The 26,745-nt window shown below is 71.0% G+C and carries 19 protein-coding genes and 3 tRNA genes; 11 read left to right on the forward strand and 11 right to left on the reverse strand.

Going from position 1 to position 26,745, the window contains the following annotated elements:
- Positions 1–36 precede the first annotated feature (36 nt).
- Positions 37–1,707 (reverse strand): M4 family metallopeptidase, encoded by a 1,671-nt coding sequence (locus ACZ7M3_RS14610; RefSeq protein ID WP_472063448.1) that lies wholly within the window; start codon positions 1,705–1,707, stop codon positions 37–39.
- A 157-nt stretch (positions 1,708–1,864) separates the two neighbouring features.
- Here ACZ7M3_RS14610 and cutA point away from each other — a divergent pair, with 157 nt between their 5' ends.
- The 3 genes from cutA to ACZ7M3_RS14625 all read left to right on the forward strand — a co-directional run bounded on the left by cutA (position 1,865) and on the right by ACZ7M3_RS14625 (position 2,937).
- Complete coding sequence (gene cutA, locus ACZ7M3_RS14615; protein WP_472063883.1) at positions 1,865–2,248, forward strand: divalent-cation tolerance protein CutA; 384 nt, start codon at positions 1,865–1,867, stop codon at positions 2,246–2,248.
- The gene (locus ACZ7M3_RS14620; protein ID WP_452970461.1) at positions 2,245–2,655 is read left to right on the forward strand and encodes a gamma-glutamylcyclotransferase family protein; all 411 of its coding nucleotides are present in this window, start codon (positions 2,245–2,247) and stop codon (positions 2,653–2,655) included. The genes cutA and ACZ7M3_RS14620 overlap by 4 nt, the downstream gene beginning before the upstream one ends.
- A gap of 108 nt (positions 2,656–2,763) precedes the next feature.
- Entirely contained in the window at positions 2,764–2,937 is a 174-nt protein-coding gene (locus ACZ7M3_RS14625) for a twin-arginine translocation signal domain-containing protein (RefSeq protein WP_355310151.1), read from the forward strand.
- Here ACZ7M3_RS14625 and ACZ7M3_RS14630 read toward each other — a convergent pair.
- The 3 genes from ACZ7M3_RS14630 to ACZ7M3_RS14640 form a co-directional block, all read right to left on the reverse strand.
- Complete coding sequence (locus ACZ7M3_RS14630) at positions 2,927–5,041, reverse strand: glycoside hydrolase family 36 protein (RefSeq protein ID WP_472063450.1); 2,115 nt, start codon at positions 5,039–5,041, stop codon at positions 2,927–2,929. The two genes, ACZ7M3_RS14625 and ACZ7M3_RS14630, sit on opposite strands and share 11 nt — an antisense overlap.
- An 85-nt stretch (positions 5,042–5,126) precedes the next feature.
- Positions 5,127–6,665: a membrane-associated oxidoreductase gene (locus tag ACZ7M3_RS14635; protein WP_472063885.1), complete on the reverse strand. Its 1,539-nt coding sequence runs from the start codon at positions 6,663–6,665 to the stop codon at positions 5,127–5,129.
- 8 nt (positions 6,666–6,673) lie between these two features.
- A complete protein-coding gene (locus tag ACZ7M3_RS14640) occupies positions 6,674–7,381 on the reverse strand; it encodes a SanA/YdcF family protein (protein ID WP_472063452.1) in 708 nt (235 codons plus the stop codon).
- A 355-nt stretch (positions 7,382–7,736) separates the two neighbouring features.
- Here ACZ7M3_RS14640 and ACZ7M3_RS14645 point away from each other — a divergent pair, with 355 nt between their 5' ends.
- The 5 genes from ACZ7M3_RS14645 (at position 7,737) to ACZ7M3_RS14665 (ending at position 14,802) form a co-directional block, all read left to right on the forward strand.
- Entirely contained in the window at positions 7,737–8,561 is an 825-nt protein-coding gene (locus ACZ7M3_RS14645) for a sirohydrochlorin chelatase (protein WP_472063453.1), read from the forward strand.
- Between the two features lie 62 nt (positions 8,562–8,623).
- Entirely contained in the window at positions 8,624–9,973 is a 1,350-nt protein-coding gene (locus tag ACZ7M3_RS14650; RefSeq protein WP_393018849.1) for a deoxyguanosinetriphosphate triphosphohydrolase, read from the forward strand.
- A 91-nt stretch (positions 9,974–10,064) separates the two neighbouring features.
- A complete protein-coding gene (locus ACZ7M3_RS14655) occupies positions 10,065–11,330 on the forward strand; it encodes an NAD(P)/FAD-dependent oxidoreductase (RefSeq protein ID WP_472063454.1) in 1,266 nt (421 codons plus the stop codon).
- A gap of 56 nt (positions 11,331–11,386) precedes the next feature.
- Positions 11,387–13,291 (forward strand): DNA primase, encoded by a 1,905-nt coding sequence (gene dnaG, locus ACZ7M3_RS14660; RefSeq protein WP_351293817.1) that lies wholly within the window; start codon positions 11,387–11,389, stop codon positions 13,289–13,291.
- A 200-nt stretch (positions 13,292–13,491) separates the two neighbouring features.
- Positions 13,492–14,802, forward strand: a complete 1,311-nt coding sequence (locus ACZ7M3_RS14665; protein ID WP_472063456.1) for an RNA polymerase sigma factor — start codon at positions 13,492–13,494, stop codon at positions 14,800–14,802.
- A 252-nt stretch (positions 14,803–15,054) separates the two neighbouring features.
- Here ACZ7M3_RS14665 and ACZ7M3_RS14670 read toward each other — a convergent pair whose 3' ends face one another.
- From ACZ7M3_RS14670 to ACZ7M3_RS14685, 4 genes are all read right to left on the reverse strand, one after another.
- On the reverse strand, positions 15,055–16,983 hold the full coding sequence (locus ACZ7M3_RS14670; protein ID WP_351293811.1) for an ABC transporter ATP-binding protein: 1,929 nt from the start codon (positions 16,981–16,983) through the stop codon (positions 15,055–15,057).
- Entirely contained in the window at positions 16,983–18,716 is a 1,734-nt protein-coding gene (locus ACZ7M3_RS14675; RefSeq protein ID WP_472063887.1) for an ABC transporter ATP-binding protein, read from the reverse strand. Before ACZ7M3_RS14675 ends, ACZ7M3_RS14670 begins: the two co-directional genes overlap by 1 nt.
- Before the next feature lie 203 nt (positions 18,717–18,919).
- Positions 18,920–20,374, reverse strand: a complete 1,455-nt coding sequence (locus ACZ7M3_RS14680; protein ID WP_472063458.1) for an FGGY family carbohydrate kinase — start codon at positions 20,372–20,374, stop codon at positions 18,920–18,922.
- A 211-nt stretch (positions 20,375–20,585) separates the two neighbouring features.
- Positions 20,586–20,891 (reverse strand): hypothetical protein, encoded by a 306-nt coding sequence (locus ACZ7M3_RS14685; RefSeq protein WP_095854815.1) that lies wholly within the window; start codon positions 20,889–20,891, stop codon positions 20,586–20,588.
- 145 nt (positions 20,892–21,036) lie between these two features.
- On the opposite strand from ACZ7M3_RS14685, the gene ACZ7M3_RS14690 reads away from it, so the two are divergent.
- The 3 genes from ACZ7M3_RS14690 (at position 21,037) to ACZ7M3_RS14700 (ending at position 21,426) form a co-directional block, all read left to right on the forward strand.
- Positions 21,037–21,109 (forward strand) — tRNA-Asn (locus tag ACZ7M3_RS14690).
- Positions 21,110–21,114: 5 nt separating this feature from the next.
- Positions 21,115–21,187, forward strand: a tRNA-Asn gene (locus ACZ7M3_RS14695).
- 165 nt (positions 21,188–21,352) lie between these two features.
- A tRNA-Ile gene (locus ACZ7M3_RS14700) sits at positions 21,353–21,426 on the forward strand.
- Positions 21,427–21,914: 488 nt separating this feature from the next.
- Here the strand turns inward: ACZ7M3_RS14700 and ACZ7M3_RS14705 are convergent.
- The 3 genes from ACZ7M3_RS14705 to ACZ7M3_RS14715 all read right to left on the reverse strand — a co-directional run bounded on the left by ACZ7M3_RS14705 (position 21,915) and on the right by ACZ7M3_RS14715 (position 26,542).
- The gene (locus ACZ7M3_RS14705; protein WP_472063460.1) at positions 21,915–23,360 is read right to left on the reverse strand and encodes an extracellular catalytic domain type 1 short-chain-length polyhydroxyalkanoate depolymerase; all 1,446 of its coding nucleotides are present in this window, start codon (positions 23,358–23,360) and stop codon (positions 21,915–21,917) included.
- 171 nt (positions 23,361–23,531) lie between these two features.
- The gene (locus ACZ7M3_RS14710; protein ID WP_472063462.1) at positions 23,532–24,893 is read right to left on the reverse strand and encodes a tannase/feruloyl esterase family alpha/beta hydrolase; all 1,362 of its coding nucleotides are present in this window, start codon (positions 24,891–24,893) and stop codon (positions 23,532–23,534) included.
- Positions 24,894–24,934: 41 nt separating this feature from the next.
- Positions 24,935–26,542: a long-chain fatty acid--CoA ligase gene (locus ACZ7M3_RS14715; protein ID WP_472063463.1), complete on the reverse strand. Its 1,608-nt coding sequence runs from the start codon at positions 26,540–26,542 to the stop codon at positions 24,935–24,937.
- Between the last annotated feature and the right edge of the window lie 203 nt (positions 26,543–26,745).

Here is a 26,745-nt window from a genome sequence, read left to right on the forward strand (position 1 = left end):
CAACGGGCCCCGGGCCGCCCCCGTACAACCGACGGTTCAGCTCACGGACACCGCGGACCAGGCCGCCGCCACCGCGTTGTACTCCGTGCTGCCGGCCCCGTACAGGTCCTTCGCCGCGTTCAGCGTGGCCGTCCGCGCGCCCGCGTAGTTGGTCGAGGACGTCATGTAGACCGTCAGCGCGCGGTACCAGATCGCGCCGAGCTTGTCCCGGCCGATGCCGGTGACCGTAGAGTTGTTGCAGGTGGGGGAGTTGTAGCTGACCCCGTTGATGGTCTTCGCGCCGCTGCCCTCGGCGAGCAGGTACGCGAAGTGGTTCGCGACGCCGGACGAGTAGTGGACGTCGAGATTGCCGACCGAGGAGCTCCAGCAGTTCGCCGAGTTGCCGTCCTTGGAGGGCTGGTCCATGAACCGCAGGGCCGCCTTGCCGAAGCCGGAGCGGACGATCTTCTCGCCGATCAGATAGTCCCCGCGGTCGGTGGAGTTGTTCGCGTAGAACTCCACCAGCGTGCCGAAGATGTCGGAGGTCGCCTCGTTCAGACCGCCGGACTCGCCCGAGTACGTCAGCGCCGCCGTCTTCGACGTGACACCGTGGGACATCTCGTGACCGGCCACGTCGAGCGCTACCAGCGGTCCGAGCGTCGTCCCGTCACCGTCCCCGTACGTCATGCAGAAGCAACTGTCGTCCCAGAACGCGTTGTTGTAGTTGCTGCCGTAGTGGACGCGGTTGTACGAGCCCTTGCCGTCGCCCGCGATGCCGGTGCGGCCGTGGATGTTCTTGTAGTAGTCCCAGGTCTCGTTCGTGCCGTACTGGGCGTCGACCGCGGCCGAGGAACGGTCCGAAGCCGCCCCGGTTCCCCAGTGGTTGTCGGCGTCCGTGAAGAGGGTCGCCGGAGCGCGGCTGACGCAGATCCCGAAGACGCACAGGTCCGTCTTGTTCGCCGCGTCGCCCGTGTACGTGTTCCCGCGCGTCGGGTCCTTGAGCTGGTACGTCGATCCGGAGAGCGTGGTCTCCAGCGGGACCGTGCCGCTGTAGAGGGACTGGCCGTCACCCGTCGCCGTCTCGATGCTGTCCCACGCGTCGATCTGCCGGCCGGTGCGGGCGTCGGTCAGCACCGTGCGGGCGACCGGGTTGCCCAGCGAGTCCTGGCCCACCACGTTGGTGCGCCAGGCCAGCCGGGGCGCGCCGTGCAGGGCGTCCACGACGAGCTGGGGCTTGGCCGTCACCTTCTTCAGCGTCTCGCCGAGGTGCGCGGCGCGCAGCGCGGCGGTGGCCAGGTCGGCGGCCTCGGGGGCGGCGAGCGCGGGCGTGGTGGTGGGGACGGAGAGGTCGCGGGAGGTGGCCCGGTTCGCGCCGCGGTAGGAGCCGTCGGGGGCGAGGTGGACGATGAAGTCGCCGCCCAGGACCGGCAGTTTCCGGTACGTGCGGTCGTAGCGCACATGCTGGCCGCCGTTCGCGTCGACGACCACGTCACGGACGCTGGTGCCCTCGGTGGAGGTCAGGCCCAGCCGGGCGGCCTCCTTCACCAGGGCCGCGGCGGCGTTGTCGATCGCGGTGGCGCGGCCGGGCCGGCCGGCGGCGCCCGCGGTGGGGGTCAGTGCGGCCGCCAGTAGGGCGGTGGCGGCCGCGGCCACACCGGCCGCGGCCAGGCGGGAGCCTCGGGTGTGCGGTCGGGCACCTCGGGTCTGCCGTATCCGGATCCGACTCATCGGTCTCCTCGGGGAGGGGCGCTCAGACGCGTGGGGGCGCTGATGTCGAGTGAGAGTTAAAGGTCCATGACATGTCATGTCCATAGCGCGTGCGTGATGTGCGCGAGGTGCGGCGAGAATCGTTTCTGCACCCTCACGAAAGGAGACGATCATGGAGATGGTCGCCGGGGCGGGAACCGGAGCGGGCATCGGGACGGCCGCTGGGACGACTGCCTGGCTGACCGTGCTGACCACGACCGACGCCCCCGAGAAGGCGGAGGCGCTCGCGCGCGGCGCGGTCGAGGCGCGGGCCGCGGCCTGCGCGCAGATCTCCGGGCCGGTGACCTCCGTGTACCGGTGGAAGGGGGCGGTGGAGACCGCGAGCGAGTGGCAGGTGCTGTTCAAGACGACGGGTGCGCGGTACGACGCGCTGGAGGCGTATCTCCTCGCGGCGCACGACTACGACACCCCCGAGATCATCGCCACGCCCGTCGTCCGGGGGAGCGCGGACTATCTGCGCTGGGTCGAGGAGGAGACCGTGGAGGGGGAGACCGGCGAGTGACCGTCCCCTTCTTCGTCTACGGCACCCTGCGCCCCGGCGGGCACAACCACGACCTGTTCCTCCGCGGCCGTACGGAGTCGGAGGAGCCCGGCCGGATGCGGGGAGCCGTGCTGTACGAAGGGCCCGGGTATCCGTACGCCGTCGAGGAGCCCGGAGGTGTCGTGCGCGGGGAGTTGGTCACCGCGCTTCCGGAGGCGTACGGGCAGTTGCTCGGCGCGCTGGACCGGCTGGAGGAGTACGTGCCGGGCGACCCCCGCAACCTGTACGAGCGGGTGGCGCGGGAGGTGACCCGCGCGGACGGCACGGCCGTACGGGCCTGGGTGTACGTGGCCGCCCCCGCCGTCGCCGCGCGGCTGCGGGCCGGCGGCACGCTCGTCGAGGGCGGGGACTGGCGCGTCCGTCGTTGAGGGCACGGGCGCACCTGTCATCGCCGAGCCCACCCGTGCGGGTGGCGGGTGCGCGTGACTCCGCGCGCCCCCACCGGTCGCGCCCCGGGCCGCCTCTAGGGTCCCGCCATGACCGACAGCGACATCACCCGGCGCCGTCTCCTCGCGCTGGGCGGCGCGGGTGCGGGGGCCGCTCTGGGGCTCGGGATCAACTCGTGCTCGCCGAGTCCCTCGAACACCTCGAAACCCCCGAACACCTCGAACATTCCGAAACCACCGAACACCTCGTCCGCTACACGGTGAGCCGTGTCAGCAGCACCGACGGAGCCTCCGGCAGCGTCACCCGCAGTGCCGAGCCGTCCCACGCCACCGGCCCCGCCGACCCGTGCAGTACGTCGACCCGCACCTCCCGCCCCGCCAAGTGCGCCACAGGCAGGGCGACTTCGGGATCATCGCCCGCCCTGCGCCACACCAGCGCATACGTGGTGTCGAGGAACGGCACCCGCATCCCCAGCGACACCCACGCGTCCCGCCACCCGGGCAGCCCCAGCGGCCAGAACGGCACCGACCGGCACAGATCGCCCCGGATGGCCTTGTATGTCACCAACGCCTCCTGGACGAGGCCGAGTTGGTGCGGTGTCATGCGGTCCAGATGCCCGGAGAGATGAACCCGCCCCAGCAGCGCCGAGCCGAGGGTGAAGGCGATCTCCTCGTCCGTGAACTCCGGTTGCGGGTACGCCCACACGGCCCCCTGCTCGGGCGGCACCACGGTGGGTGCGGCGGCCGCGATGGGCGGGTAGCGCAGGGGGTCCTGCTGGTCGGAGGTGGACTGGAGCTGGGCCACGGCCAGCGACGCGCCGTCCATGCGCAGCCCGCCCGAACCGCAGTTCTCGACGACCAGACCCGGGTGGCGGTCCAGGACGGCCGACAGCCAGGACAGCCAGGCGCGCGTGTGGTCGAGGAGCCCGGGCGCGGAGGTGGTGATGTTGTAGTCGAGCTTGAGATAGCCCACGCCCCACTCGCCGACGAGCCGGTCGACCGTCCGGTCGAGGTGTGCGCGGGCGGCCGGATGCGTCAGGTCCAGCTGGTGGCGGCCCTGTTCGGTGACGCGCACTCCGCCTTCGTGGCGCAGGAAGGCCTCGTCCGGCAGCTCGGTGGCGAGCGGACTGCGGACGCCGACCACCTCCGGCTCCAGCCACAGCCCGGGCACCATCCCGCGCTCCCGGATCCGGCCGAGCACGGCGTGGAGGCCGCCGGGACCGGGGAAGCGCCGCGCCGACGGCAGCCAGGCGCCGACACTGTCCCACCAGCCCCCGCCGCCGTCCCCGCTCGTGTCCCCCTCCGCATCCCCGTCCCCGTCGCCGCCCTCGTCGTCGTACCACCCGGCGTCGACGCAGAAGTACTCCGCGCCCGCCTCGGCCGCCGCGTCGATCAGCGGCAGCAGTTTCTCGGTGGTCGGGTCGCCCATGAGGGTGTTCATGTAGTCGTTGAAGACGACGGGGAGCCGGTCGTGGTCGGGGTGCGGGCGGCGGATCCGTCGGCGGTAGTCGGTCAGCGCGGTGAGGGCCCCGTCGAAGCCGTCGCCGAGCGCGAGGGCCGCGTACTCGGAGACGAACTCCGCCCCCGGGGGCAGGACGTGACGCCATTGGTGGTCGTCCGCGGTCGGACCGCTCAGGGAGAGGTACGTGTGGTGGTCCGCCTCGCCCGCCTCCCACAGCCAGCTCGCGGCGGACTCGATCTGCCAGAGCCAGCAGCGCCCGTCGGTTTGGTCGGTGAGCGCGCCCATCGCCAGATGCCCGTCGGTGGGCCAGCTCCCGCGCCCGGCGAGCCGCACCCCGGCCCGTCCGTCGTGCCCGTGGAACGCCCGGCCGACGTCGGGCACGGACTCCCGCAACTCCTCGGCGTACCAACGGCATTCGGCGAGCCAGTCGTTGCGTGCCCGGTGCACGTCGAGCACGTCGGGCGAGGGCAGCGCGCCCAGCAGCAGACTGCTCACGGAGCGCACGGTGACGGGTGTGTCGCCGTCGTTGCGGAGCCGGACGCGGGCGCGCAGCACCGGTACCGCGTCCGGTGAGGAGTACTCGACGAAGACGGTCAGACCGCCCCGCCTGTCCTGGAGTTGGACGGTGAGGTGGTGCCAGCCGTCGCCGTACGCCGCGTGGTGGGCGCGGTGGGTCAGGCGCTGCCCGAGCGCCGTACCGGTGAAACGCGGACCGGACCAGCCGGTGCCCTGTCCGAGGAGGGTCACGTCGACGAGCGGCAGCGCGGCGCCGGCGGCCTCGGCGGCGCATTTGGGCTCCGGTTCACCGGGCACGGTCAGCCGGACCAGGCGGGGTGTGCGGCCGTCCAGATCGAAATCGGCGGTGAGTGCGGAATGGCCCCAGCGATAGCTGAACTCCTGCGTCACGCGGCCATGCTAGTGCCAGGGGCACCTGCCAACAGGCGTGTTCCCTGGAGCCGTTCACCGTTTCGAGTCATGGCGCGCCTACTGGCTACTGGCGGTTCAGGGAGCGTGTGACGCCCGCCGCGATCGTCGTGGCCAGGATCCAGCCGACGGCGATCAGCAGATAGGACAGCCACTGGTACCAGCCGCGCGGCGCGAAGGCCGTCTCCTGACCGAAGTCGACGAGGGGCAGCAGAAGGTCGAGGGTGTAGAAGACCGGGTTGAAGCCGGGCGCCTCGGCGGGCTTCAGGGCGGGCGGATGGTGCAGCGTGAAGGCGGTGGCACCGGTGCACAGCAGCAACAGCAGCCAGCCCGCCGCGCGCATCGGCCGGTAGCCGTAGCCGACGGCCACGTCCTGCAGCCGGCCCCAGAACCTGGCGTAGCGGGGGAGGGTGCGGCGGTGCCGGCGGAGTTTGGCCAGCTGGACGGTGCGCGCGGCGGCGTCGTCGCCCGCCGTGCGGTACGCGGCGGCCAACTGCTCGTAGGCGTGGGGAAGATAGCCGCCCTCCTCGCGTTCCAGCAGCGGCAGCCGCTGCTCGGCGGGCAGACGCGGGGCGAGGGCGCGGTAGCCGAGGCCGTCGATCCGGACGCGGTCGGGCCACACCCCCGGAGGCACGTGCAGAAGGTCCAGCTGGGAGCGGCGCAGGTTCACGGTGCCCACGATCGGCGCGGCCTCGCGCAGCCACAGCTCGCCGATGACACAGCTGCTGGCGCGCAGGGCCGGACCCCCGGGGTTGGACAGCCGGGCGTAGGCCAGATTCAGCTGGTGGGGAATCCTCGACCCGCTCAGGTTGACCCGGCCCCGCGCGCGTAGCCGCACGGCCCGCAGGTCGGTGCCGACCGACAGGGTCTCGGCGTGCAGGGCGGTCTCGCCCGCCGGTACGCGCAGATCGGCGTCGTCGAGGTTCACCTGACCGCCGACCGTGGCCCCGTTCAGCCGTACCTGGCCGTGCGCGAGGAGGCCGACGGCCCACAGGTCGGTGCCGATGGTCGCGTGGTTGAGCTGGAGAACCGGTTCCGCGGCCCCTTCCGGGTCCGGGGCGTCCGGGGTGTCCGGTGCCGCCGGGTGGCCCAGCCGCGCCCCGTTGACGAACACGGCACCGGAGATCTTCGCGCCCTGGAGCCGTATCGGCCCGGTGACCCGGCAGCAGCTGAGCCGCAGCACCCCGTCGACGCGCAGGTTGCCGGCCTTGAGCCCGGGGAGCACCGAGTCGCTCAGCACCAGGGCGCGCAGCTGCGCCCCGTACAGCTTCAGAGGCTGCTCGAAGTGGCAGAACCGCAGCTGCACGGCCTCTTCGACCGTCCCGTACACGAGATCCAGCTGTCCGGTGATGCGCGCGCCGGTGAGCTTCAGGCCGGCTATCTCGCCGTCGTGCGCCGGTCCGTCGATCAGCAGCGCCCGCAGCACCTCGGCGCGCACGGTCCGCTCGGGGCCCCAGGAGGTGCCGGTCGCGGGGTCGTCGGCCGGGTTCCCGCCCGGGTCGGCGGAGGAGGCGGAGGCGGGTTCCTCGCGGAAGTCGACGCCCTCGCCGAGCGGAAAGGCCTCCCAGACACGGCGTTCCGCGGGCGTCAGACCGGCGGGATCGATGACCGTCCTCACTTCCGCGCCGCCGCGAGGGCCCGCGCCACCCCAGGCTCCTTCCGCCCCAGGAACTGCGGATCGGGCTTGAACACCGCGTCCAGCAGGGCCTTCCCCGCCGCGAACACCTCGCGGGTGCCCCCGTAGTACCAGGTGACGTCGTGGGTGGCGTCGACCCCGACGCCGTACGACCGCACGCCCGCCGCCCGGCACAGCGCGACGGCCCGCCGGATGTGGAAGTCCTGGCTGATCAGCACGGCCTCGTGGACGCCGAAGATCTTCCGGGCCCGCACACAGGAGTCCCAGGTGTCGAACCCGGCGTAGTCGCTGACGATCCGCCGGTCCGGCACCCCACGCTTCGTCAGATAGGCCCGCATCGCGTCCGGTTCGTCGTAGTCCTTGCGGCTGTTGTCCCCGGTGACGAGCACGGCCTCGATCCGCCCGGCCCGGTACAGCTTCGCCGCCGCGTCCAGCCGGTGCGCGAGGTACGGGGACGGCTCGCCGTTCCACAATCCGGCCCCGAACACCACCGCGACCTCGGTGCGCGGCGCGTCGGCCGTCGTACGCAGCCCGTCGGCCGTGGTCACATACAGCCAGGTCATCGGAAGCAGCGCCAGCACGCACAGCAGCATGACGGTCTGCACGGCCCGCCGCTGCCCGGCGCGGGTGCGCGGCAGGCGGGGCAGCCGCGGTCTGAGGATCCTCGGGTGCGGCAGGCGCGGCATGGTTGTTCGTCCCCCCGGTGGCGTCCGATCACGTCGGTGTTCGACAGATGGGGACGCAGCGTAAGCCCGTTCGGTTCGCCCGGGTACCGTGACCGGGCTCACCCGGCGCCACGGAACCGCAGGTGGGAGGTGCTCACACCGCCACCGCACCGGGCCGTGAACCCCCGGAAAACACCTGACACGCCCGTGCAACCGCGCTGCAACCTCCTACCGTCACCATCGGTCCATGACGGCGTCGAACCCCTCTCACGACGAGTCCAGGACCCTCCCCCACTCTCGGTTTCGCCCGAGCGGGGGGACCCCCATCGGCGGGCAGCCGCTCGGTGGCGCCCACCTCGACAGTACGGCGCAACTCATGAACGCGATCACCAGCCAGCTCGGCAGTCAGCTCAGCCTCGTGTCGCTGAACGGGGCCCGCCGCCCCGCGCCGCCGCCGCTCGTCCTCGTCGCGCACGGCAGCCGCGACCCGCGCGCGCTGAGCACCGTACGCACCCTGATCGAGCGCGTCCGCGAGCTGCGCCCGCACCTGTCCGTGCACCTCGGCCACATCGAGCTGAACGAACCGCTGCTGGCCGACACGCTCGCCTCCCTCGACGCCGAGGACGCCGCCGACGGTGCCGTCCTCGTGCCGCTGCTGCTCAGCCGCGGCTACCACGTCAAGCGGGACATCCCCGAGGCCGCGGCCGCCGTACCGGGACTGCGGGCCCGTATCGCCGCCCCGCTCGGCCCGCACCCCCTGCTCGTCGAGACGCTGTACGCGCGGCTCGTCGAGGCCGGCTGGCGGACCGGGATGAGCGACGCGGACCGGCGCGCCGGCGGGGTCGTGCTCGCCGCCGCGGGCTCGCGCGCCCCGGAGTCGATCATCGACACCCGCCGCACCGCCCAGCTGCTGGCCGAACGCCTCGGCGTGCCCGTCGTCCCCGCGTACGCCTCCGCTGCGGCGCCCACCGTCGCCGCCGCCGTCCGCGCCCTGGCCGCGCGTGGCCGCCACCGCATCGCCGTCGCCTCCTACTTCACCGCGCCCGGCCGCTTCGCCACCGAGTGCGCCGCGGCCGCCCCCTGGATCGCCGCCGCCCCGCTGGGCGCCCACGCCGCCATGGCCCGCCTGATCCTGCACCGCTACGACCAGGCCGTGGCGACCCCCGAACCGGCGCCGGAGCGCGAGCTGGCCTCGGCCTGATCCACGCCTCCTGGCGGTAGGCCACGCCCCGTTTGTCACCGCCTGCGTTTACTGTCGGGTACATGGACGGCACTGCGAAGGCACCGACGGCATACGACGACCCCGCCACGTCGGGCGCGTACGACACGTACGACGAGTCGTCCGTCGAGCGCTGGGCCGTAGAGCCCGACAAGCGTCCCGGGCGCACCGCCTTCCAGCGCGACCGCGCACGCGTGCTGCACTCCTCCGCGCTGCGCCGCCTCGCGGGCAAGACCCAGGTCGTCACCCCCGGCACCCGCAGTCAGGCCTGGGACGCCAGCGCCCGCACCCGCCTCACCCACTCCCTGGAGTGCGCCCAGGTCGGCCGCGAGCTCGGCGCCGCCCTCGGCTGCGACCCCGACCTCGTCGAGGCGGCCTGCCTCTCCCACGACCTCGGCCACCCGCCCTTCGGACACAACGGCGAACAGGCGCTGAACGAGTTCGCGGAGGACTGCGGCGGCTTCGAGGGCAACGCGCAGTCGCTGCGCCTGCTGACCAGGATCGAGCCCAAGCGCTTCGTCCACTCGCAAGAGACGGGCGAACTCGTCAGCGTGGGACTGAACCTCACCCGCGCCGCCCTCGACGCCGCCACCAAGTACCCCTGGCCGCGCGGCGCCCACCCCACCGACCCCGCCTCCCCGAAGTTCGGGGCCTACGAGGACGACCGGCCGGTCTTCGACTGGGTCCGCAAGGGCGCCCCCGGCACCCGTACGTGCTTCGAGGCCCAGGTCATGGACTGGTCCGACGACGTGGCGTACTCGGTGCACGACGTCGAGGACGGTCTGCACGCCGGCCACATCGACCCCAACTGCCTGCACGCCGAGCCGGAACGCGAGGAGATCCTCAAGGTCGCCATCGGCCGGTACGTGCCCGCCGACACCGACCCCGCCGAGCTCTCCGAGGCCCTCGACCGGCTCCTGGAACAGGAGTGGTGGCCGCACGGGTACGACGGATCGGCCGTCGCGCAGGCCCGGTTGAAGGACGCCACCAGCCAGCTCATCGGCCGCTTCTGCCTGGCCGCCGAGGGCGCCACCCGCGCGCGGTACGGCACCGGCCGGCTCACCCGGTACGCGGCGGAGCTGGTCGTCCCGCGCGCCGCCCGCCACGAGTGCGCCGTCCTCAAGGCCGTCGCCGACCGGTACGTCATGCAGCGCGCCGAGCAGGAGCGGCTGCGCGCCGATCAGCGGATCGTCGTCGCCGAGCTGGCCGAGGCGCTCACCGTCCGCGCCCCGGACGGTCTTGACCCGCAGTTCCGTGCGTTGTTCGACGAGGCCGGGGACGATCGTGCGCGCAAGCGGGTGATCGTCGACCAGATTGCCTCGCTCACCGACGCCTCGGCACGTTCACTGCACCTCAGGCTCACCACCCGCCCCACAGGCGGCGGCGGAGTGTGACCCTGCGTGGCCTGATCGGGCCACACCCTCTTCCCGCATCACGCTGCGTGCGGGACGCTCGCCTGGCGACAACGTTACGAGGAGGCATCAAGTGGTCGACGCGGATCAGACATTCGTCATCGTCGGAGGAGGCCTGGCCGGCGCCAAGGCGGCCGAGACGCTCCGAGCGGAGGGTTTCACCGGCCGCGTGATACTGATCTGCGACGAACGTGACCACCCCTATGAGCGCCCACCACTCTCCAAGGGCTATCTGCTCGGCAAGGAGGAGCGGGACAGCGTCTTCGTACACGAACCCGCCTGGTACGCGCAGAACGACGTGGAGCTGCACCTCGGCCAGACCGTCGACGCCATCGACCGCGCGGCGAAGACCGTCCGCTTCGGCGACGACGGCACCCTCGTCCACTACGACAAGCTGCTCCTCGCGACCGGCGCCGAGCCGCGCCGCCTCGACATCCCCGGGACGGATCTCGCGGGCGTCCACCACCTGCGCCGCCTCGCCCACGCCGAACGCCTCAAGGGCGTCCTGGCCGCGCTCGGCCGTGACAACGGCCACATTGTGATCGCGGGCGGGGGCTGGATCGGCCTGGAGGTCGCGGCGGCGGCCCGCGAGTACGGCGCCGAGGTCACCGTCGTCGAGCACAACCAGACCCCGCTGCACGCGGTCCTCGGCCCCGAGCTGGGCAACCTCTTCGCCGAGCTGCACCGCGAGCACGGCGTCCGCTTCCACTTCGGGGCCCGGCTCACCGAGATCGTCGGCCAGGACGGCATGGTGCTGGCCGCCCGCACCGACGACGGTGAGGAGCACCCGGCCCACGACGTACTTGCGGCCATCGGGGCGGCGCCGCGCATCGGTCTCGCCGAGACCGCGGGTCTGGAGATCGCCGACCGCGCGCACGGCGGCGGTATCGCGGTCGACGACCGCCTGCGTACCTCCGATCCCGACATCTACGCCGCCGGTGACGTCGCCTCCTTCCCGCACGCCCTCTTCGACACCCGGCTGCGCGTCGAACACTGGGCCAACGCCCTCAACGGCGGACCGGCGGCGGCCCGCGCGATGCTGGGCCGCGAGACGACGTACGACCGTGTGCCCTATTTCTTCTCCGACCAGTACGACGTGGGGCTCGAGTACTCGGGCTGGGCGCCCCCGGGGACGTACGACGAAGTGGTGATCCGGGGCGACGCGGGCAAGCGCCAGTTCATCGCCTTCTGGATGAAGGACGGGCGGGTGCTGGCCGGGATGAACGTGAATGTGTGGGACGTCACGGAACCCATCCAGCGGCTGATCCGGTCCCGGGCCCAGGTGGACACCGAGGCACTCGCCGACCCGCACGTCCCGCTGGACAGCCTGGTCCCCTGACACCGGGGCGTTCGCCTCGCCCCAGGAGTGTCGGTCCGGCCCCGTAGAATCACCTCGTGGCTGGAAGGATCAACGACGAGGACGTGAAGGCGGTTCGGGACGCGGTCCCGATCGACGCCGTCGTGTCCGAGTACCTCCAGCTGCGCAACGCGGGCGGCGGAAACCTCAAGGGTCTGTGCCCCTTCCACGACGAGAAGTCCCCGTCCTTCCAGGTCAGCCCGAGCAAGGGTCTCTTCCACTGCTTCGGCTGCCAGGAAGGCGGCGACACCATCACGTTCGTGATGAAGGTCGACCACCTCACCTTCTCCGAGGCCGTCGAGCGCCTCGCCGGGCAGGCCGGCATCACCCTGCGCTACGAGGAGGGCGGGTACAACCCCTCCCACCAGCGCGGCGAGCGGATCCGCCTGGTCGAGGCGCACAAGATCGCCGCTCAGTACTACGTGGAGCAGCTCGACATCAGCCCCGAGGCCGACGCGGGCCGCAAGTTCCTCGCCGAGCGCGGTTTCGACCAGGCCGCCGCCGCGCACTTCGGCGTCGGCTACAGCCCCCAGGGCTGGGACCACCTCACCCGCCATCTGCGCGGCAAGGGCTTCACCGACAAGGAGCTGCTCCTCTCCGGCCTCTCCCAGGAGGGCCGCCGGGGCCCCATCGACCGCTTCCGCGGCCGCCTGATGTGGCCGATCCGCGACATCGGCGGCGAGGTCGTCGGCTTCGGCGCGCGCAAGCTGTACGAGGCGGACAACGGCCCGAAGTACCTGAACACGCCCGACACCGCGATCTACCGGAAGTCCCAGGTCCTCTACGGCATCGACCTCGCCAAGAAGGACATCGCCAAGGCCAGCCGCGCGGTCGTCGTCGAGGGCTACACCGACGTCATGGCCTGCCACCTGGCCGGCATCACCACCGCGATCGCGACCTGCGGCACGGCGTTCGGCAGCGACCACATCAAGATCCTCAGGCGCCTCCTGATGGACAACGGCTCGGCCCGCGTGATCTTCACCTTCGACGGCGACTCGGCGGGCCAGAAGGCCGCCCTGCGCGCCTTCGAGGACGACCAGAAGTTCGCCGCCGAGACGTACATCGCCATCGCGCCGGACGGCATGGACCCCTGCGACCTGCGCCTCGCCAAGGGCGACGAGGCGGTCGCCGACCTCGTCGAACCCCGCACGCCCCTCTTCGAGTTCGCCCTGCGCCAGATCATCCTGCGCTACGACCTGGAGACCCCGGCGGGGCGCGCGGCGGCCCTGGACGAGGCGGCGCCCATCGTCGCCCGCATCAAGAACAGCGGCGCCCAGCACGAGGTCGCCGTGCAGCTCGCCGGCATGCTCGGCATCCTGGACACCCAGTTCGTGGTCAAGCGGGTGGCCCAGCTGGCCCGTTGGGCCCGCGACCGCGGCGGCAAGGGCCCGGCCCCCGCGGGCGGCCAGCGCCCCCAGCAGGCGTACGCCGCCGTCCGGACGCCCGCGGGCGGCCCGGCGCTCAACCTCCGCAACCCCGTCTACGCCACCGAGCGCGAGCTGCTCAAGCTCGCCCTCCAGCGGCCCGAGCTGGTCTCCCCGGCCTTCGACGCCTACGGGATCGACGAGTTCACCGCCGCGCCCTACGCCGCCGTACGCCTGGCGATCATGGAGTCGGGCGGCGCCGAGTTCGGCACGCAGGACCCCCAGGAGTATCTGGTCCGGGTCCGCGAGGCCGCCCCGGACGACGTGGTCCGTTCCATGGTCACCGAGCTGGCCGTCGAGGCGATCATGCGCAAGACCGTCGACGAGACCTACGCGGGCGACCAGCTCGTCATGGTCCGCCGCCGCGCCGTCGAGCGCCGCGTCGTGGACGTCCAGGGCGCCCTGTCCCGCGCGAGCGCCCACGGCGACCCGGCCCAGCTGGCGGCCGTGCAGAACGAGTTGTGGGTGCTCCAGCAGTACGGACAGGCGCTGCGCGAGCGGGGCGCGGAGGCGCTCTGAGGCCGCCCTGCCCGGTCCGAGGCCCGGGCGGCCCGGATGGGCCCGGCGCACATGCCAATCCCGTACGCCGTTCAATCGGTTTCGCGCGTGCTGAGCTGCGCACTCGGAGGGCACGGTAACCACCGGGTCACGGACCGGACGCAAAAAGTCACCGCACGCCCCTCGTGGCGGCGATGTGTCGTACTCCACACTGGGTTGCGGTGCCTGAGTCCTCGGAGCGCGGCCGACCCGCACGCGACGGGTTTCCGATTCCCGCGGTTCCGCCAAACGACTACGGGATGGACAGCGGCGAGGCCGTCGACCCCATCCCCGACGTACCGCTGCCGCACGCCTCAGCAGCGACATTCCTGGAGGTCGCCCCCGTGCAGACCCAGACCCTCACACAGACCGACAACCTCACGGACGCGGATACGGACGTCGAGCCCGACGCCGTCACGGCGGTGCCCCCGCAGCGGGGTGCCGCGCACCACCCCGAGACGGAGCCGGACGGGCCGGCGGCGGACGCCGTCGAGGCCGAGGCCGAGCCCGTGGAGGTCGAAACCGAGGCCGAGGTCCCGGAGCCCGTCGAATTGCCCCGAGGACGCGGTACGGACACCGGAGGCCCCTCCTCGGACCTGTTCCGCCAGTACCTGCGCGAGATCGGCCGCATTCCGCTGCTCACCGCGGCGGAGGAGGTCGAACTCGCCCGTCGCGTCGAGGCCGGACTCTTCGCCGAGGAGAAGCTCCGCCTCGCCCCCGACCTGGACAGTCAGCTCGCCCTCGACCTCGACAAACTCGTCGTCATGGGCCGCATGGCCAAGCGCCGCCTCATCGAGGCGAACCTGCGCCTCGTCGTCTCGGTCGCGAAACGCTATGTGGGCCGCGGGCTCACCATGCTCGACCTGGTCCAGGAGGGGAACCTCGGTCTGATCAGGGCGGTGGAGAAGTTCGACTACGCCCGTGGGTACAAGTTCTCGACGTACGCGACCTGGTGGATCCGGCAGGCCATGTCGCGGGCGCTGGCCGATCAGGCCCGTACGATCCGGGTCCCCGTCCACGTGGTCGAGTTGATCAACCGGGTCGTGCGGGTCCAGCGGCGGATGCTGCAGGAGCGCGGCTACGAACCGACGCCGGACGAGGTCGCCGCGCACCTCGACCTTCCCGGTGAGCGGGTGAGTGAGGTGCTGCGCCTTGCCCAGGAGCCGGTGTCGTTGCACGCGCCGGTGGGGGAGGAGGACGACGTGGCGCTCGGCGACCTGATCGAGGACGGTGACGCGACGTCGCCGGTGGAGTCCGCCGCGTTCCTGCTCCTGCGGGAACACCTGGAAGCGGTGCTCTCCACGCTCGGCGAGCGTGAACGCAAGGTCGTCCAGCTCCGGTACGGGCTCGCCGACGGCCGTCCCCGCACGCTCGAGGAAATAGGCCGCATCTTCGGCGTCACCCGCGAACGCATCCGCCAGATCGAGTCCAAGACCCTCAACAAACTGAGGGACCACGCCTTCGCGGACCAACTCCGCGGCTACCTGGACTGACCGAGCCGTGGGGTGGTCTTCAGGCTGCGGGCCGGTGGGGGCCGGTCGCGCAGTTCCCCGCGCCCCTAAGAGCCTCAGCCCGTCCGGCGTTTGAGGACGAGGCCGTTCAGGCCGATGCGGGGGTCTGGGGGCGGAGCCCCCAGGGATGATGGGGATCCCCCCTGCTCGAGCGAAGTCGAGAGCTTGGGGGAGGGTAGGGGCGGCGGGGGCGAGGAAGCGCCTCCCCGCACCCGCCTACCCCCCCCGCACCCGCTAGTCGACCTCGGCCACCGCCTGGGCGAACTGGGCCTTGTAGAGGCGCGCGTACGCCCCGTCCGCCGCCAACAGCTCCGCATGCGCGCCCTGCTCGACGATCGACCCGTTCTCCATCACGAGGATGGTGTCCGCGTCCCGGATCGTGGAGAGCCGGTGGGCGATCACGAACGACGTCCGCCCGTGCGCGAGCTTCGCCATCGCCTTCTGGATCAGCACTTCCGTACGGGTGTCGACGGAACTCGTCGCCTCGTCGAGGACGAGGATCACCGGGTCGGACAGGAACGCCCGCGCGATGGTGATCAGCTGCTTCTCGCCCGCGCTGACCCCCGTGCCCTCGTCGTCGATGACGGTGTCGTAGCCATCCGGGAGCGTACGGATGAAACGGTCCGCGTGCGCGGCCCGCGCTGCCTCCTCGATCTCCCCGCGTGTGACCTCACGCGAGGCCCCGTACGCGATGTTCTCCGCGATCGTGCCGCCGAACAGCCAGGTGTCCTGGAGCACCATCCCGATCCCGGCCCGGAGTTCGTCCCGGGACATGGACGCGATGTCGACCCCGTCGAGGGTGATCCGGCCGCCCGTGACGTCGTAGAACCGCATCAGGAGGTTCACCAGCGTGGTCTTGCCGGCGCCGGTCGGGCCGACGATCGCCACCGTGTGGCCCGGCTCCACCTTCAGCGACAGGTCCTCGATGAGTGGCTTCTCGGGGTCGTAGCGGAAGGACACGTTCTCCAACGCCACCCGCCCGCGCAGCTCGTCGGGGCGCGCCGCCGGCACCGGGTCGGCCTCCTGCTCCTCCGCGTCGAGGAGTTCGAATATCCGCTCCGCCGACGCGACACCGGACTGCACGAGGTTCGCCATCGAGGCGACCTGCGTCAGCGGCATCGAGAACTGGCGGGAGTACTGGATGAAGGCCTGGACGTCGCCGATCGACAGCGAGCCGGACGCGACGCGCAGACCGCCGACCACCGCCACCAGCACATAGTTCAGGTTCGACACGAACATCATCAGCGGCTGCATGACCCCGCTGTTGAACTGCGCCTTGAACCCGGCCTCGTACAACTTCTCGTTCTGCTCGGCGAACTGCGCCGCCGACTCCTCCTGCCGCCCGAACACCTTCACCAGCGTGTGCCCGGTGTACATCTCCTCGATGTGGGCGTTGAGCTTGCCGGTGGTGCGCCACTGCTGCACGAAGTGCGGCTGCGAGCGCTTGCCGATGCGCGTGGCGATGAAGAAGGAGAGCGGGACCGTGACGAGCGCGACCAGCGCGAGCAGCCACGACACCCAGAACATCATCGCGAGCACGCCGACGATGGTCAGCAGGGAGTTCACCAGCTGGCCCATCGACTGCTGCAGGGTCTGCTGGATGTTGTCGATGTCGTTCGTGGCGCGGCTGAGCACCTCACCGCGCTGGCGCTTGTCGAAGTACGACAGCGGCAGCCGTGAGAGCTTCGCCTGCAGGTCCTCGCGCATGTGGTAGACGGTCTTGTTGACGGCCCGGTTCACCAGGCGCGTCGCCACCGCCATCAGCAGGCCGGCCAGCAGGAACGTACAGAGCGCGAGCAGCAGTACGTTTCCGACGGCATCGAAGTCGATGCCCTTGCCGGGGGTGAAGTCCGTCCCGGCGAGCATGTCGGCCATGCCGCCCTCACCGCGCCCCCGCATGGAGGCGAGGACCTCGGCCTTGGTGGCACCGGCCGGCATCTGCCGCCCGATGATGCCCGCGAAGACCAGGTCGGTGGCCTTGCCGAGGATCTTCGGCCCGACCACCGAGAGCCCCACGCTCAGGACGACGGCGACCAGCATCCCGTACATGGTGACGCGCTCGGGTTTGAACTGGGCCAGGAGCCTCTTCCCGGACACCTTGAAATCCATCGAGCGCTGATCGGGGCCGCCCCCGGCCATCATGCGTCCCATGGGCCCGGCCATCAGGCGGCCTCCGCTTCCGTCAGCTGGGAGAGAACGATCTCCCGATAGGTCTCGTTGTCGGCCATGAGCTCGTGGTGCCGTCCCGTGCCCACCACCCGGCCCTCGTCGAGGACCACGATCCGGTCGGCGTCCCGAATGGTCGACACCCGCTGGGCGACGATCACCACGGTCGCCTCGGCGGTCTCCTGGGAGAGCGCCGCGCGCAGCGCCGCGTCCGTCGCGTAGTCGAGCGCGGAGAAGGAGTCGTCGAAGAGGTAGATCTCGGGGCGCTGGACGAGAGTGCGGGCGATGGCGAGGCGCTGGCGCTGACCGCCGGAGACGTTGGTGCCGCCCTGGGCGATCGGCGAGTCCAGGCCGTTCTCCAGCCGCTCCACGAAGCCCTTGGCCTGCGCCACCTCCAGCGCGTGCCACAGTTCCTCGTCGGTCGCGTCCGGATTGCCGTACCGGAGGTTGGTGGCGACCGTCCCCGCGAACAGGTACGGCTTCTGGGGGACGAGCCCGACCGTCCTGGCGAGCAGCTTCGGCTCGACGGTCGACACGTCCACGCCGTCGACGAGGACTTCTCCGTCGGTGGCGTCGAAGAGCCGGGGCACGAGCCCGAGCAGTGTCGACTTGCCGCTGCCCGTCGACCCGATCACGGCGGTCGTCTCACCCGGCCGCGCCACCAGTTCGATGGACTTCAGGACGGGCTCCTCGGCACCCGGGTAGCGGAAGCCGGCGCCGCGGATCTCCAGGTGACCGTGGCGGCGCAGCTCCACGACGGGCGCGCTCGGCGGCACGACGCTCGACGAGGTGTCCAGGACCTCTTCGATGCGCTCGGCACAGACCTCCGCGCGCGGCACCATCATGAACATGAAGGTGGCCATCATCACGGACATCACGATCTGCATGAGGTAGGCGAGGAACGCGGTCAGGTCGCCGATCTGCATGCCGCCGCTGGCGATGCGGTGGGCGCCGAACCAGACCACGGCGATCGACGAGAGGTTCACGACGGTCATGACCATCGGGAACATCAGGGCGAGCATCCGGCCGGTACCGAGGGACACCTCGGTCAGCTGGGCGTTGGCGGACTCGAAACGGTCCTTCTCGTAGTCGTCGCGGACGAAGGCGCGGATGACGCGGTTGCCGGTGATCTGCTCGCGCAGCACCCGGTTCACGGTGTCCAGGCGCACCTGCATGGTCCTGAACAGCGGGCGCAGCCGGCGCACGATCAGGGTCACTCCGATGCCGAGCACCGGCACGACGGCGACCAGGACCGCGGAGAGCGGCACGTCCAGGCCGAGGGCCAGCACGATGCCGCCCACACACATGATCGGCGCCGACACCAGCAGGGTGAACGTCATCAGGGCGAGCATCTGCACCTGCTGGACGTCATTGGTGGTGCGGGTGATCAGGGAGGGGGCCCCGAAGTGGCCCACCTCGCGTGCGGAGAAGGACTGCACCCGGTCGAAGACGGCGGCCCGGATGTCCCGGCCGACGGAGGACGCCGTACGGGCGCCGTAGTAGACGGCGCCGATGTTGCAGACGACCTGGATCAGCGAGATCCCGATCATCAGAGCGCCGAAGGACAGGATGTAACCCGTGTCTCCCTTGACGACACCGTTGTCAATGATGTGTGCGTTCAGGGTCGGCAGATACAGGGTCGCGCAGGTCTGCAGGAACTGCAGCAGCACGAGGAGAGCGATGGGTTTTTTGTACGGACTGAGGTAGGTCCGAAGCAGTCGTATGAGCACGCGGCTTCTCTCGGAGTCGTCGACGGCAGTGCGGTCGGTGGTGCACCACCCCCTATCGTCGAACACTCCACCCGTGTTACCTCAACCGATTAATCCAAGAGCGGACCAAGAGCGGACCGGAACCGGACGTTGAGACGTACGTCATAGGGCCCATGTCGGCCTCTACCCTCACCGGAACACCCGTCCGCACTCCTCTACGCCCCCTATGACCGGAACGCCCCCGGATGCGTCTGTTCCCGTACGGACACGTACTGCTGCCGTACGGCCTGACCCACGGCCAGTTCCTCACCCGGCTCCAGGATCTGGGCGACCGCGCCCTGCCAGACGGGTGGCAGCTGGGGGTCGAGCGCGCCCTGCGAGACGCCGAGGGCCCAGGCCGCCTGACGGGCCGCGCCCAGCGCCGCGTAGTCGGCCGGCTGGGGGACGACGACCTGCGCGCCGAACAGCGCGGGCGCCGCGGCCTGCACGGCCGGCAACTCGGCGGCCGCCCCGAGCAGGAACACCCGCCGTACGTCCACGCCGCGCCCGCGCAGCACGTCGAGCGCGTCCGCGAGCCCGCACAGCATGCCCTCGAAGGCGGCCCGCGCCAGGTGTTCGGGCCGCATCGACTCGCGCCGCAGTCCCGCGAGCGTCCCGGCGGTGTGCGGCAGGTTCGGGGTCCGCTCGCCCTCCAGGTACGGCAGCAGGACCAGCCCGTGGGAGCCCGGCGTGGACTTCATCGCCAGCTCGGACAGGCTCTCCAGGTCGGGCAGGCCGAGCAGTTCGACGGCGCCGCGCAGGGTCCGTACGGCGTTGAGGGTGGTCACCACCGGCAGATGCATGCCGGTCGCGTCCGCCAGTGAGGTGATCATGCCGGAGGAGTCGACCAGTGCCTCGGGGTGTACGGCCATCACGGACCCGGAGGCGCCGAGGGACACGACCGCGTCCCCGAGCCCGATACCGAGCCCGAAGGCCGCCGCCATGGTCTCTCCGGTGCCCGCGGAGATCAGCAGTCCCTCGGGTGTCGTCCCCGCCGCCTCGGACGGGCCCAGCACCTCGGGCAGCGTGGCCTGGTGGCCGAGCGCGAGCTCGACGAGATCCGGCCGGTAGCCGCCGGTCGCCGCCGACCAGTAGCCGGTCCCGGAGGCCCCGCCCCGATCGGTGGTCCGCCGCATCGGCCGCCCGAGCAGCTGCCACACCAGCCAGTCGTGCGCCTGCAGCAGCACGGCGGTGCGCAGCGCGGCGTCGGGCTCGGTCTTGTTCAGCCAGCGCAACTTGGTCACCGGCTGGGCGGCCTGCGGTACGTGGCCCACGGCTTGCGCCCATGCCTCGCGCCCGCCGAGCGCGTCGACGAGATCGGCGGCGGCGACCTGTGCGCGCTTGTCACCGCCGACCATGGCCGGCCGCACCGTGTTGCCCTGCGTGTCCAGCGGAACGAGCGCGTTCTGCTGCGCGGAGACGCCGATGGCCTGCACGCCTTCGAGGAGTCCGCCGCCGGCAGCCTCGCCCAGGGACAGCAGCCAGGCCTGCGGATCGACATCGGAAGGACGGCCGCCGCCCTCGGTGGTTTCCACCGGATGCGGGGCATATCCCTGCCTGAGCACGGCTCCCGTGTCCGTGTCGCAGACGACGATACGAGTGAAATCGGGCGAACTGTCCAACCCGGCGACTATCCCCATGGCGGAAATTCTGCCGTACGGCGGGGGATGGGCGCGCCGGGCCGGGCGGTAGTTACCGGCTCACGGGGTGCCCGCCGGGCAGGGGCGCAGGTCGGACGGGGTGGCGCGTTCGCCGACCCCGTCAGGGATCCCTCGCCCTGCCGACCGAGAGTCGTTCGACTTTCGGCCGGTAGGGGCTGATCGGGTGGTTCCCCGCGCCGCTCGCGGGGTCCTACGTGTTGCTGGTGCCCCAGTCGTCCTCGCGGGTGCCGTTGGTGTTGCGTTCGCGCAGCGAGCGGACGCGGGCGGTGACCGAGGCGGGGACGTGGTCGCCCACCTTCTCGCCGACCGTGTGGAACGCCTTGCCCGCGATCTCGCGCCCCTGCTGGGCGGCGGTCTCGGCGGTGTTGCGCACCGCGGGGTTCTGCGCGACCTGACGCGCGGACTTCTTCAGCTGTTCGTAGCGCTCGCGCCCGGCGCGCGTGCCGAGCACGTAACCCAGAGCCAGTCCGGCGACGAATGTGAGCCGGTAGCGCATGACGGCCACCCTTCCCTTGCGTCGGCATCGGTGCGGGGGGAACCGATTGGCGGAGCACCCCCCTGCTTGCGCTAATGTATGTGTCGCAGCGAGCACACGCCCCCTGGCGAATACCCGGGTAGGTGCGTTCGATGCAACGAGGCAATCCTCCGTAGCTCAATTGGCAGAGCAGCCGGCTGTTAACCGGCAGGTTACTGGTTCGAGTCCAGTCGGGGGAGCTCGATCTCCTGTAGCTCAATTGGCAGAGCAGCCGGCTGTTAACCGGCAGGTTACTGGTTCGAGTCCAGTCGGGAGAGCAACGGAAGAGGACCCCTCAGGGGTCCTTTTTCATGTCCGGCGGAACCGCGCAGGCCACGCCGAAGTCCTCATGGTCATGCGTTGCCGACCATCCGAAGCAGGAGATCGTATGAGCGGCTATGCTGCGGCAGACGGCGCGCACACATGTGCGCGACGCGCCGTAAGGGGCGGTAGCTCAGCCGGTTAGAGCAGCGGACTCATAATCCGTCGGCCGTGGGTTCGAGTCCCACCCGCCCCACTCCGCGCTACGCGTGAAGAAACGATGCCGCCTGCGCACTCGTGGTTTGCCAGCAACAAGGTTGCGGCCCCCGGAGCTGATCCGGGGGCCGCAGTCGTGCGTTTCGCGCTCTTTGCACTCGTCCGGGGGAACGGCCGGGGAATCGCCGTTCCCTGGTGTGACGTCAGTTCGAACCGGGAGCGGTCCGATCGGGCCCGCGGGTGGCGGGCCGCGCTGTTGACGCAGCCGCCGATGGTCAGGGGCATGGGGGAGTCGTACTGGGGGAACGTCGCGTTCGCGGTCGGTGACGACGGCGAGGCGTCGAGGTCGGCGGGGTCGCTGCGGTCGGCTCGGCGGCGGGGCACGCAGCCGCGGACGAGGGCGCGCCCGGCGACGCTGGGGCTGAGGGCGCCGTCGCCCGCGGCGGTGGCTTCACCGGATGAGCCGCGCCGCGGCCGCGTCCCAGCCACTGCTCACCGCCGCCAGAGCGTGAGCAGTGGCAGGCCCGGTCAGGCGGGGCAGCCGGAGTCGGCGATCACGTAGTAACCGGTGGCGGTCTCCTCGAGGGTGTGGGTGGTGAAGGTGTTGTACAGGCCCATGTTCTGGTTGGAGCCGTTCGCGTAGGTGTAGCCGCCGCTCTGGTGGGCGCGGCCCGCGGCGACCTGGTTGTAGTTGTTCGCGGTGAGGCACTGTGGCTGAAAGCCGGTGGTGGTCGCCGTCACGGCCGCGCCGGCGGCGCCGGCCCTGCCCGATGAGTCGACGGCGGCGACGGCGTAGCTGTATCCGGTGCCGGAGGCCAGCCCGGTGTCCGTGTACGAAGGGGAGGTCGTCGAGCCCGTCTTCGTACCGCCGCGGTAGATGGTGTACGAAGCGGCGCCGTCGACGGCGTTCCAGGAAAGTGAGGCGCTGGTGTCCGTGGTGCCGGTCACCGCCAGCCCGGTGGGCGCGGGCAGGGCACCGGTGCCACCGCCGGAGGTGCCGTCCAGGCCCCAGAACGTCGCCGTGTAGTAGCTGGAGCAGATGTAGTTGAGGTAGTACGTGCCGGTCGTGCCGCACTGGTCGGTCCCGGAGCCGGGGTTCACGGCGAGGCCGTGCGTCATGCCGGAGACGGTGAAGGTCTCGACGGCAGGATCGCCGTTGGCATCGTTGTAGACGTCCCGGGTGGTTCCGCCGGTGAGCGTGGTGGTCGATGACGGGGTCTGGCTGATGCCCCGGACGTTCGTCCACTGGTCGCGGGACTCGGTGGCGTTGGCGGGGTTGACGGTCGAGTCGCCGGAACCCTGCCAGACGGCCACCCGCGGCCAGGGTCCGCTCCAGCCGCCCGATGCGCCGCGGACCAGGTCGCCCCACTGCTGCGGGGTCTTGCTGACCGGGTTGTACTCGCAGGTGAGGCCGCTGCTGAGATCGGTGGCGCAGCCCGCCGGGATGCCGGAGTCGACGGAGCCGCCCGCGAAGACATCGGGGTAGTCGGCGAGCATCACGGAGGTCATGGCGCCGCCGGCGGACAGCCCCGTCACGTACACGCGGCTGGGGTCGCTGCCGTACTGCGTCTTGGCGTAGTCGACCATCTGCTTGATGGACAGGGCTTCGCCCTGGCCCCGGGTGTAGTCCCCGGACTGGTACCAGTTGAAGCACGAGTTGGCATTGTTGACGCTGGAGGTCTGCGGGAAGACCAGCGCGAAGCCGTACAGGTCGGCGTACTTGGGCCAGCCGGAGTGGCTGTAGTAGTCGCTCGCGCTCTGGGTGCAGCCGTGCAGCGCCACGACCACCGGGGCGCCGGAGGGCAGGTTGTCGGGGACGTACGTGTACATCGACAGGCCCCCGGGGTTGGAGCCGAAGCCGGTCACCTGGGTGAGCGAGGCAGCCGACGCACTCTGCGGCACGGTGAACAGGGCGAGCAGCAGGGTCAGTAGCGCGGCCCAGCAGGTTCTACGGGTGCGGTCACGAACCGACATGCAGTCCTCCCGTGGTGAGGGGGGTGAGTGGGCGAACCCCCGCGCCGGTGTCCCTCCGGAGCGGGCGGTCCGCTGCACCGTAGAACCGCAGCGGGCGCCCGACAGCGGAAGCGGACCACACTTCTCGATCACCTCGGGTGTCGGCAGACTCCACTGCGTAGGGCGCCGACGTCATTGCAGTGCACAGGAGTTGACCAGGTCTCCCGAGGCGGGTCTGGGCACGGTGCCGCTCGCCGGCGGCGCGACCCGGTACTCGACCCAGCTGGTCAGAGCGTCGAAGGCCGAGCGATAGCAGGGCAGGATCGGCCGGAGCCGGTCCGGATAGGTGTCGTACAGGCCGTCGACGTGGGTGCCGCCCGCGACCGTGTAGTAGCGGTGCAAACGGCCGCGGTGACTGTCGGAGACCATGCGCGCGTACACGTCCGAGTCAGTGGCGATCGGCAGCAGTGCGTCGAGCGAGCCGTGCAGTGTGATCATGGGTTTGCCGATTCTGCCGGTGAGCGAGATCCGCTCGACCGCCCGGTGCACGGAGCTCGGCCGCGTCGCATAGTCGTACGAAGCATCCGACGCGCAGGCCGCGAGAATCTCCTCAAGCGCCGAACCGGCGGACTCGCCCGGACACTTGGGGTCGTAGGAGGGGTCGACCTCGGCGCGGTACACCTTCTGCGTCAGGCCCCAATAGGCAGCCTCGTGGTACGGCCACAGGAACTCGGTGCCGGGAGCGAATCCGGCGGCGAGCATGTCGTCGTGGGTGGCCCGGCCCGCTTGGTACGCGACCGCGGTCGGCAGATAGGTGAACAGGTTCGGCCCGTCCTCGGTCCACAGCGCGCCCTCCCAGTCCACTCCGCCGTCGTACAGCTCGGGGTGGTTCTCGAGCTGCCAGCGGGTCAGGTAACCGCCGTTGGAGATGCCGGTCATGTAGGTGCGGCGTGGGGCGTGCCCGTACTCCTGCCGGACGACGGTCTTCGTGGCGAGGGTCAGCTCGGTGGTGCGCCGGTTCCATTCGGCGATCGCGTCGCCGGGCCGCTTGCCGTCGGTGTAGAAGTCGGGGCCGCTGTTGCCCTTGTCGATGGAGGCGAAGGCGTAGCCCTGGGCGATGACCCAGTCGGAGATCAGGGGGTCCAGCGAGTACTGCTTGCGCGTCCCGGGCGCACCGGTCACCACGAGGCCGCCGTTCCAGCGCTCGGGCAGCCGGATGACGAACTGGGAGTCGTGGTTCCAGCCGTGGGTCTTGTTGAGGTGCGAGGAGTCGGGGAAGTAGCCGTCGATCTGGATGCCGGGGACGCCGGTGGGGTTCTCGGTCCCCTTGGCGGGGAGTGAGGCCCAGTCCGTGGAGTCGGTGTAGGCGGTACCGGCGGTCGCGGACGTGGTCATGTCGGGTAGACAGGCCGTGGTCTGGAACGCCGCGCCGGGTACGTTGATCCGGCTCTGGCCGGCGCAGCGGGGTGCCGATCGAGCCGTGGCGCTCGCCGACACTCCCGCCGTCGACAGGAGTACGGCGGACAACAAGGTGACCGTGCGTCTCAGATGCATGGTTCGCCCTCCGGGCGGCGAAGGTGAAAGGGAGCGGTGAATCAGGAGTCGAAGCGGGCACGCAACGCCTTCTTGTCGAACTTGCCGACTCCGGTGCGCGGGATGGCCTCCACGACCTCGATACGGTCCGGGAGCTGCCAACGCGCGAAGCCTCCGGCCTCGAGGTGCGCCCGTACGCGTTCGAGGGTCACGGTGGAGCCCGGGCGCGGGGCGACGCAGATCAGCGGACGCTCCTGCCACTTGTCGTCGGGCACGGCGATGACCGCGGCCTCGGCGACCTCCGGCAGCGCCATGACGGCCGACTCCATGTCCACCGATGAGATCCATTCGCCGCCGGACTTGATGAGATCCTTCGCACGGTCGGCGATGACGACATAGCCGTCCGGGGAGCCGATGGCGATGTCCCCGGTACGAAACCAGCCGTCCTCCGTGAACTGGGCGGCGCCCTCACCGCCGAGGTAGGAATCGGCGATCCATGGCCCGCGTACGAGCAGATCGCCCATCGACGTTCCGTCCCACGCAAGGGAATCGCCCGCCTCGTCGCGTATGTCCATCTGTACCCCGGGCAGCGGAAGACCGGCCCGGGTGCGCACCGCGTCGGTGATCCGGTCCTCTTCCCAGTCACGCATCCGCTCCTTCGGCCACGCCACACTGGCCAGCGGCGAGGTCTCGGTCATGCCCCACACCTGCACCAGAGGGATGTCGAAGTCACGCCGGTAGCGTTCGATCAGGGCGCGCGGCGGACGGGCACCGCCGCACAGCAGATGCCGTAGCGACGGCAACCCGCCGCGGGCGGTGATCTCGTCGGCGACCGCCATCCAGATGGTGGGCACGCCCGCGGCGACCGTGACCCGCTCGGCGGCCATCAGATCGACCAGGGCGACGGGATCCAGCGAGCCGCTGAGGAACACCTGCTTGGCGCCGTACGGAGTGGCGGTGTAGGGGACGCCCCAGGCGTTGGCGTGGAACATGGGCACGATCGGCAGTACGCAGTCACCGGGGCCGATGGCCATGGCGGACTGCGAGGACGCGGCGATGGCGTGCAGCACGGTCGAACGGTGTGTGTAGAGCACGCCCTTGGGGCGGCCGGTGGTGCCGGAGGTGTAACACAGGCCGAGCGGCGACCGTTCGTCGATGTCGCGGGGGGCGTACGCATCCGGCAGGCCGGCGATCAGCTGTTCGTACGCCACCACCCCCGGCAGCGCCGTGTCGGGTACCTCGTCGCCGAGCACGATGACATGCCGCACGCCGGCGAGGCCGCCCCGCGCGTGCACCTTCTCCAGAAGTGGCAGCAGATCGGGATCGGCCAGGATGGCGCGGTCGTCCGCGTGGCCGATGATGTACGCCAGGTCCTCGGGGGAGAGCCTCAGGTTCAGGGTGTGCAGGACGCGCCCGGTGCAGGGCACGGCCCAGTAGGCCTCCAGGTGCCGGTATCCGTTCCAGGCGAGGGTGGCCACCCGGTCGTCCGGCGCCAGGCCGAGGGCGTCCAGGGCGTGCATCAACTGCTGGGCACGGCGGGCGAATGCGGCGTACGTGTAACGGTGCACACGGCCGTCGGGAAGTCGCGTGACCACCTCGGTGTCGGGGAAGTAGCGCGGGGCGTGTCCGAACAGCAGCCACGTGTTGAGCGGGGTCTCCATCATCGCCATGGCGCACATCGTCACCGCGGTGCGCGACCCGGGCGACGGAGGAAGACTCCAGAACGTCCCCCACCTCGGTGGAGCAAGTACCCACACCGGCGACGGGTGGAGCGGCGCGGGGAGGGAGAAGACCCACACCTGTGTGGGGGTGCCTTGTGGAGATTCTCTCCGTAGCCGCTGCTCATGGCCGAACTTAACGTCTGCCCCACATC

The sequence above is a fragment of the Streptomyces sp. NPDC111656 genome, assembly GCF_055656965.1.

Coding starts and splice junctions, on each gene's coding strand:
- ACZ7M3_RS14610 (WP_472063448.1), bottom strand. CDS start 1,707: ATGAGTCGGATCCGGATACGGCAGACCCGAGGTGCCCGACCGCACACC.
- cutA (WP_472063883.1), top strand. CDS start 1,865: ATGGTCGCCGGGGCGGGAACCGGAGCGGGCATCGGGACGGCCGCTGGG.
- ACZ7M3_RS14625 (WP_355310151.1), top strand. CDS start 2,764: ATGACCGACAGCGACATCACCCGGCGCCGTCTCCTCGCGCTGGGCGGC.
- ACZ7M3_RS14640 (WP_472063452.1), bottom strand. CDS start 7,381: ATGCCGCGCCTGCCGCACCCGAGGATCCTCAGACCGCGGCTGCCCCGC.
- ACZ7M3_RS14645 (WP_472063453.1), top strand. CDS start 7,737: ATGAACGCGATCACCAGCCAGCTCGGCAGTCAGCTCAGCCTCGTGTCG.
- ACZ7M3_RS14650 (WP_393018849.1), top strand. CDS start 8,624: ATGGACGGCACTGCGAAGGCACCGACGGCATACGACGACCCCGCCACG.
- ACZ7M3_RS14670 (WP_351293811.1), bottom strand. CDS start 16,983: ATGGCCGGGCCCATGGGACGCATGATGGCCGGGGGCGGCCCCGATCAG.
- ACZ7M3_RS14680 (WP_472063458.1), bottom strand. CDS start 20,374: ATGGGGATAGTCGCCGGGTTGGACAGTTCGCCCGATTTCACTCGTATC.
- ACZ7M3_RS14685 (WP_095854815.1), bottom strand. CDS start 20,891: ATGCGCTACCGGCTCACATTCGTCGCCGGACTGGCTCTGGGTTACGTG.
- ACZ7M3_RS14705 (WP_472063460.1), bottom strand. CDS start 23,360: ATGTCGGTTCGTGACCGCACCCGTAGAACCTGCTGGGCCGCGCTACTG.
- ACZ7M3_RS14710 (WP_472063462.1), bottom strand. CDS start 24,893: ATGCATCTGAGACGCACGGTCACCTTGTTGTCCGCCGTACTCCTGTCG.
- ACZ7M3_RS14715 (WP_472063463.1), bottom strand. CDS start 26,542: ATGGCGATGATGGAGACCCCGCTCAACACGTGGCTGCTGTTCGGACAC.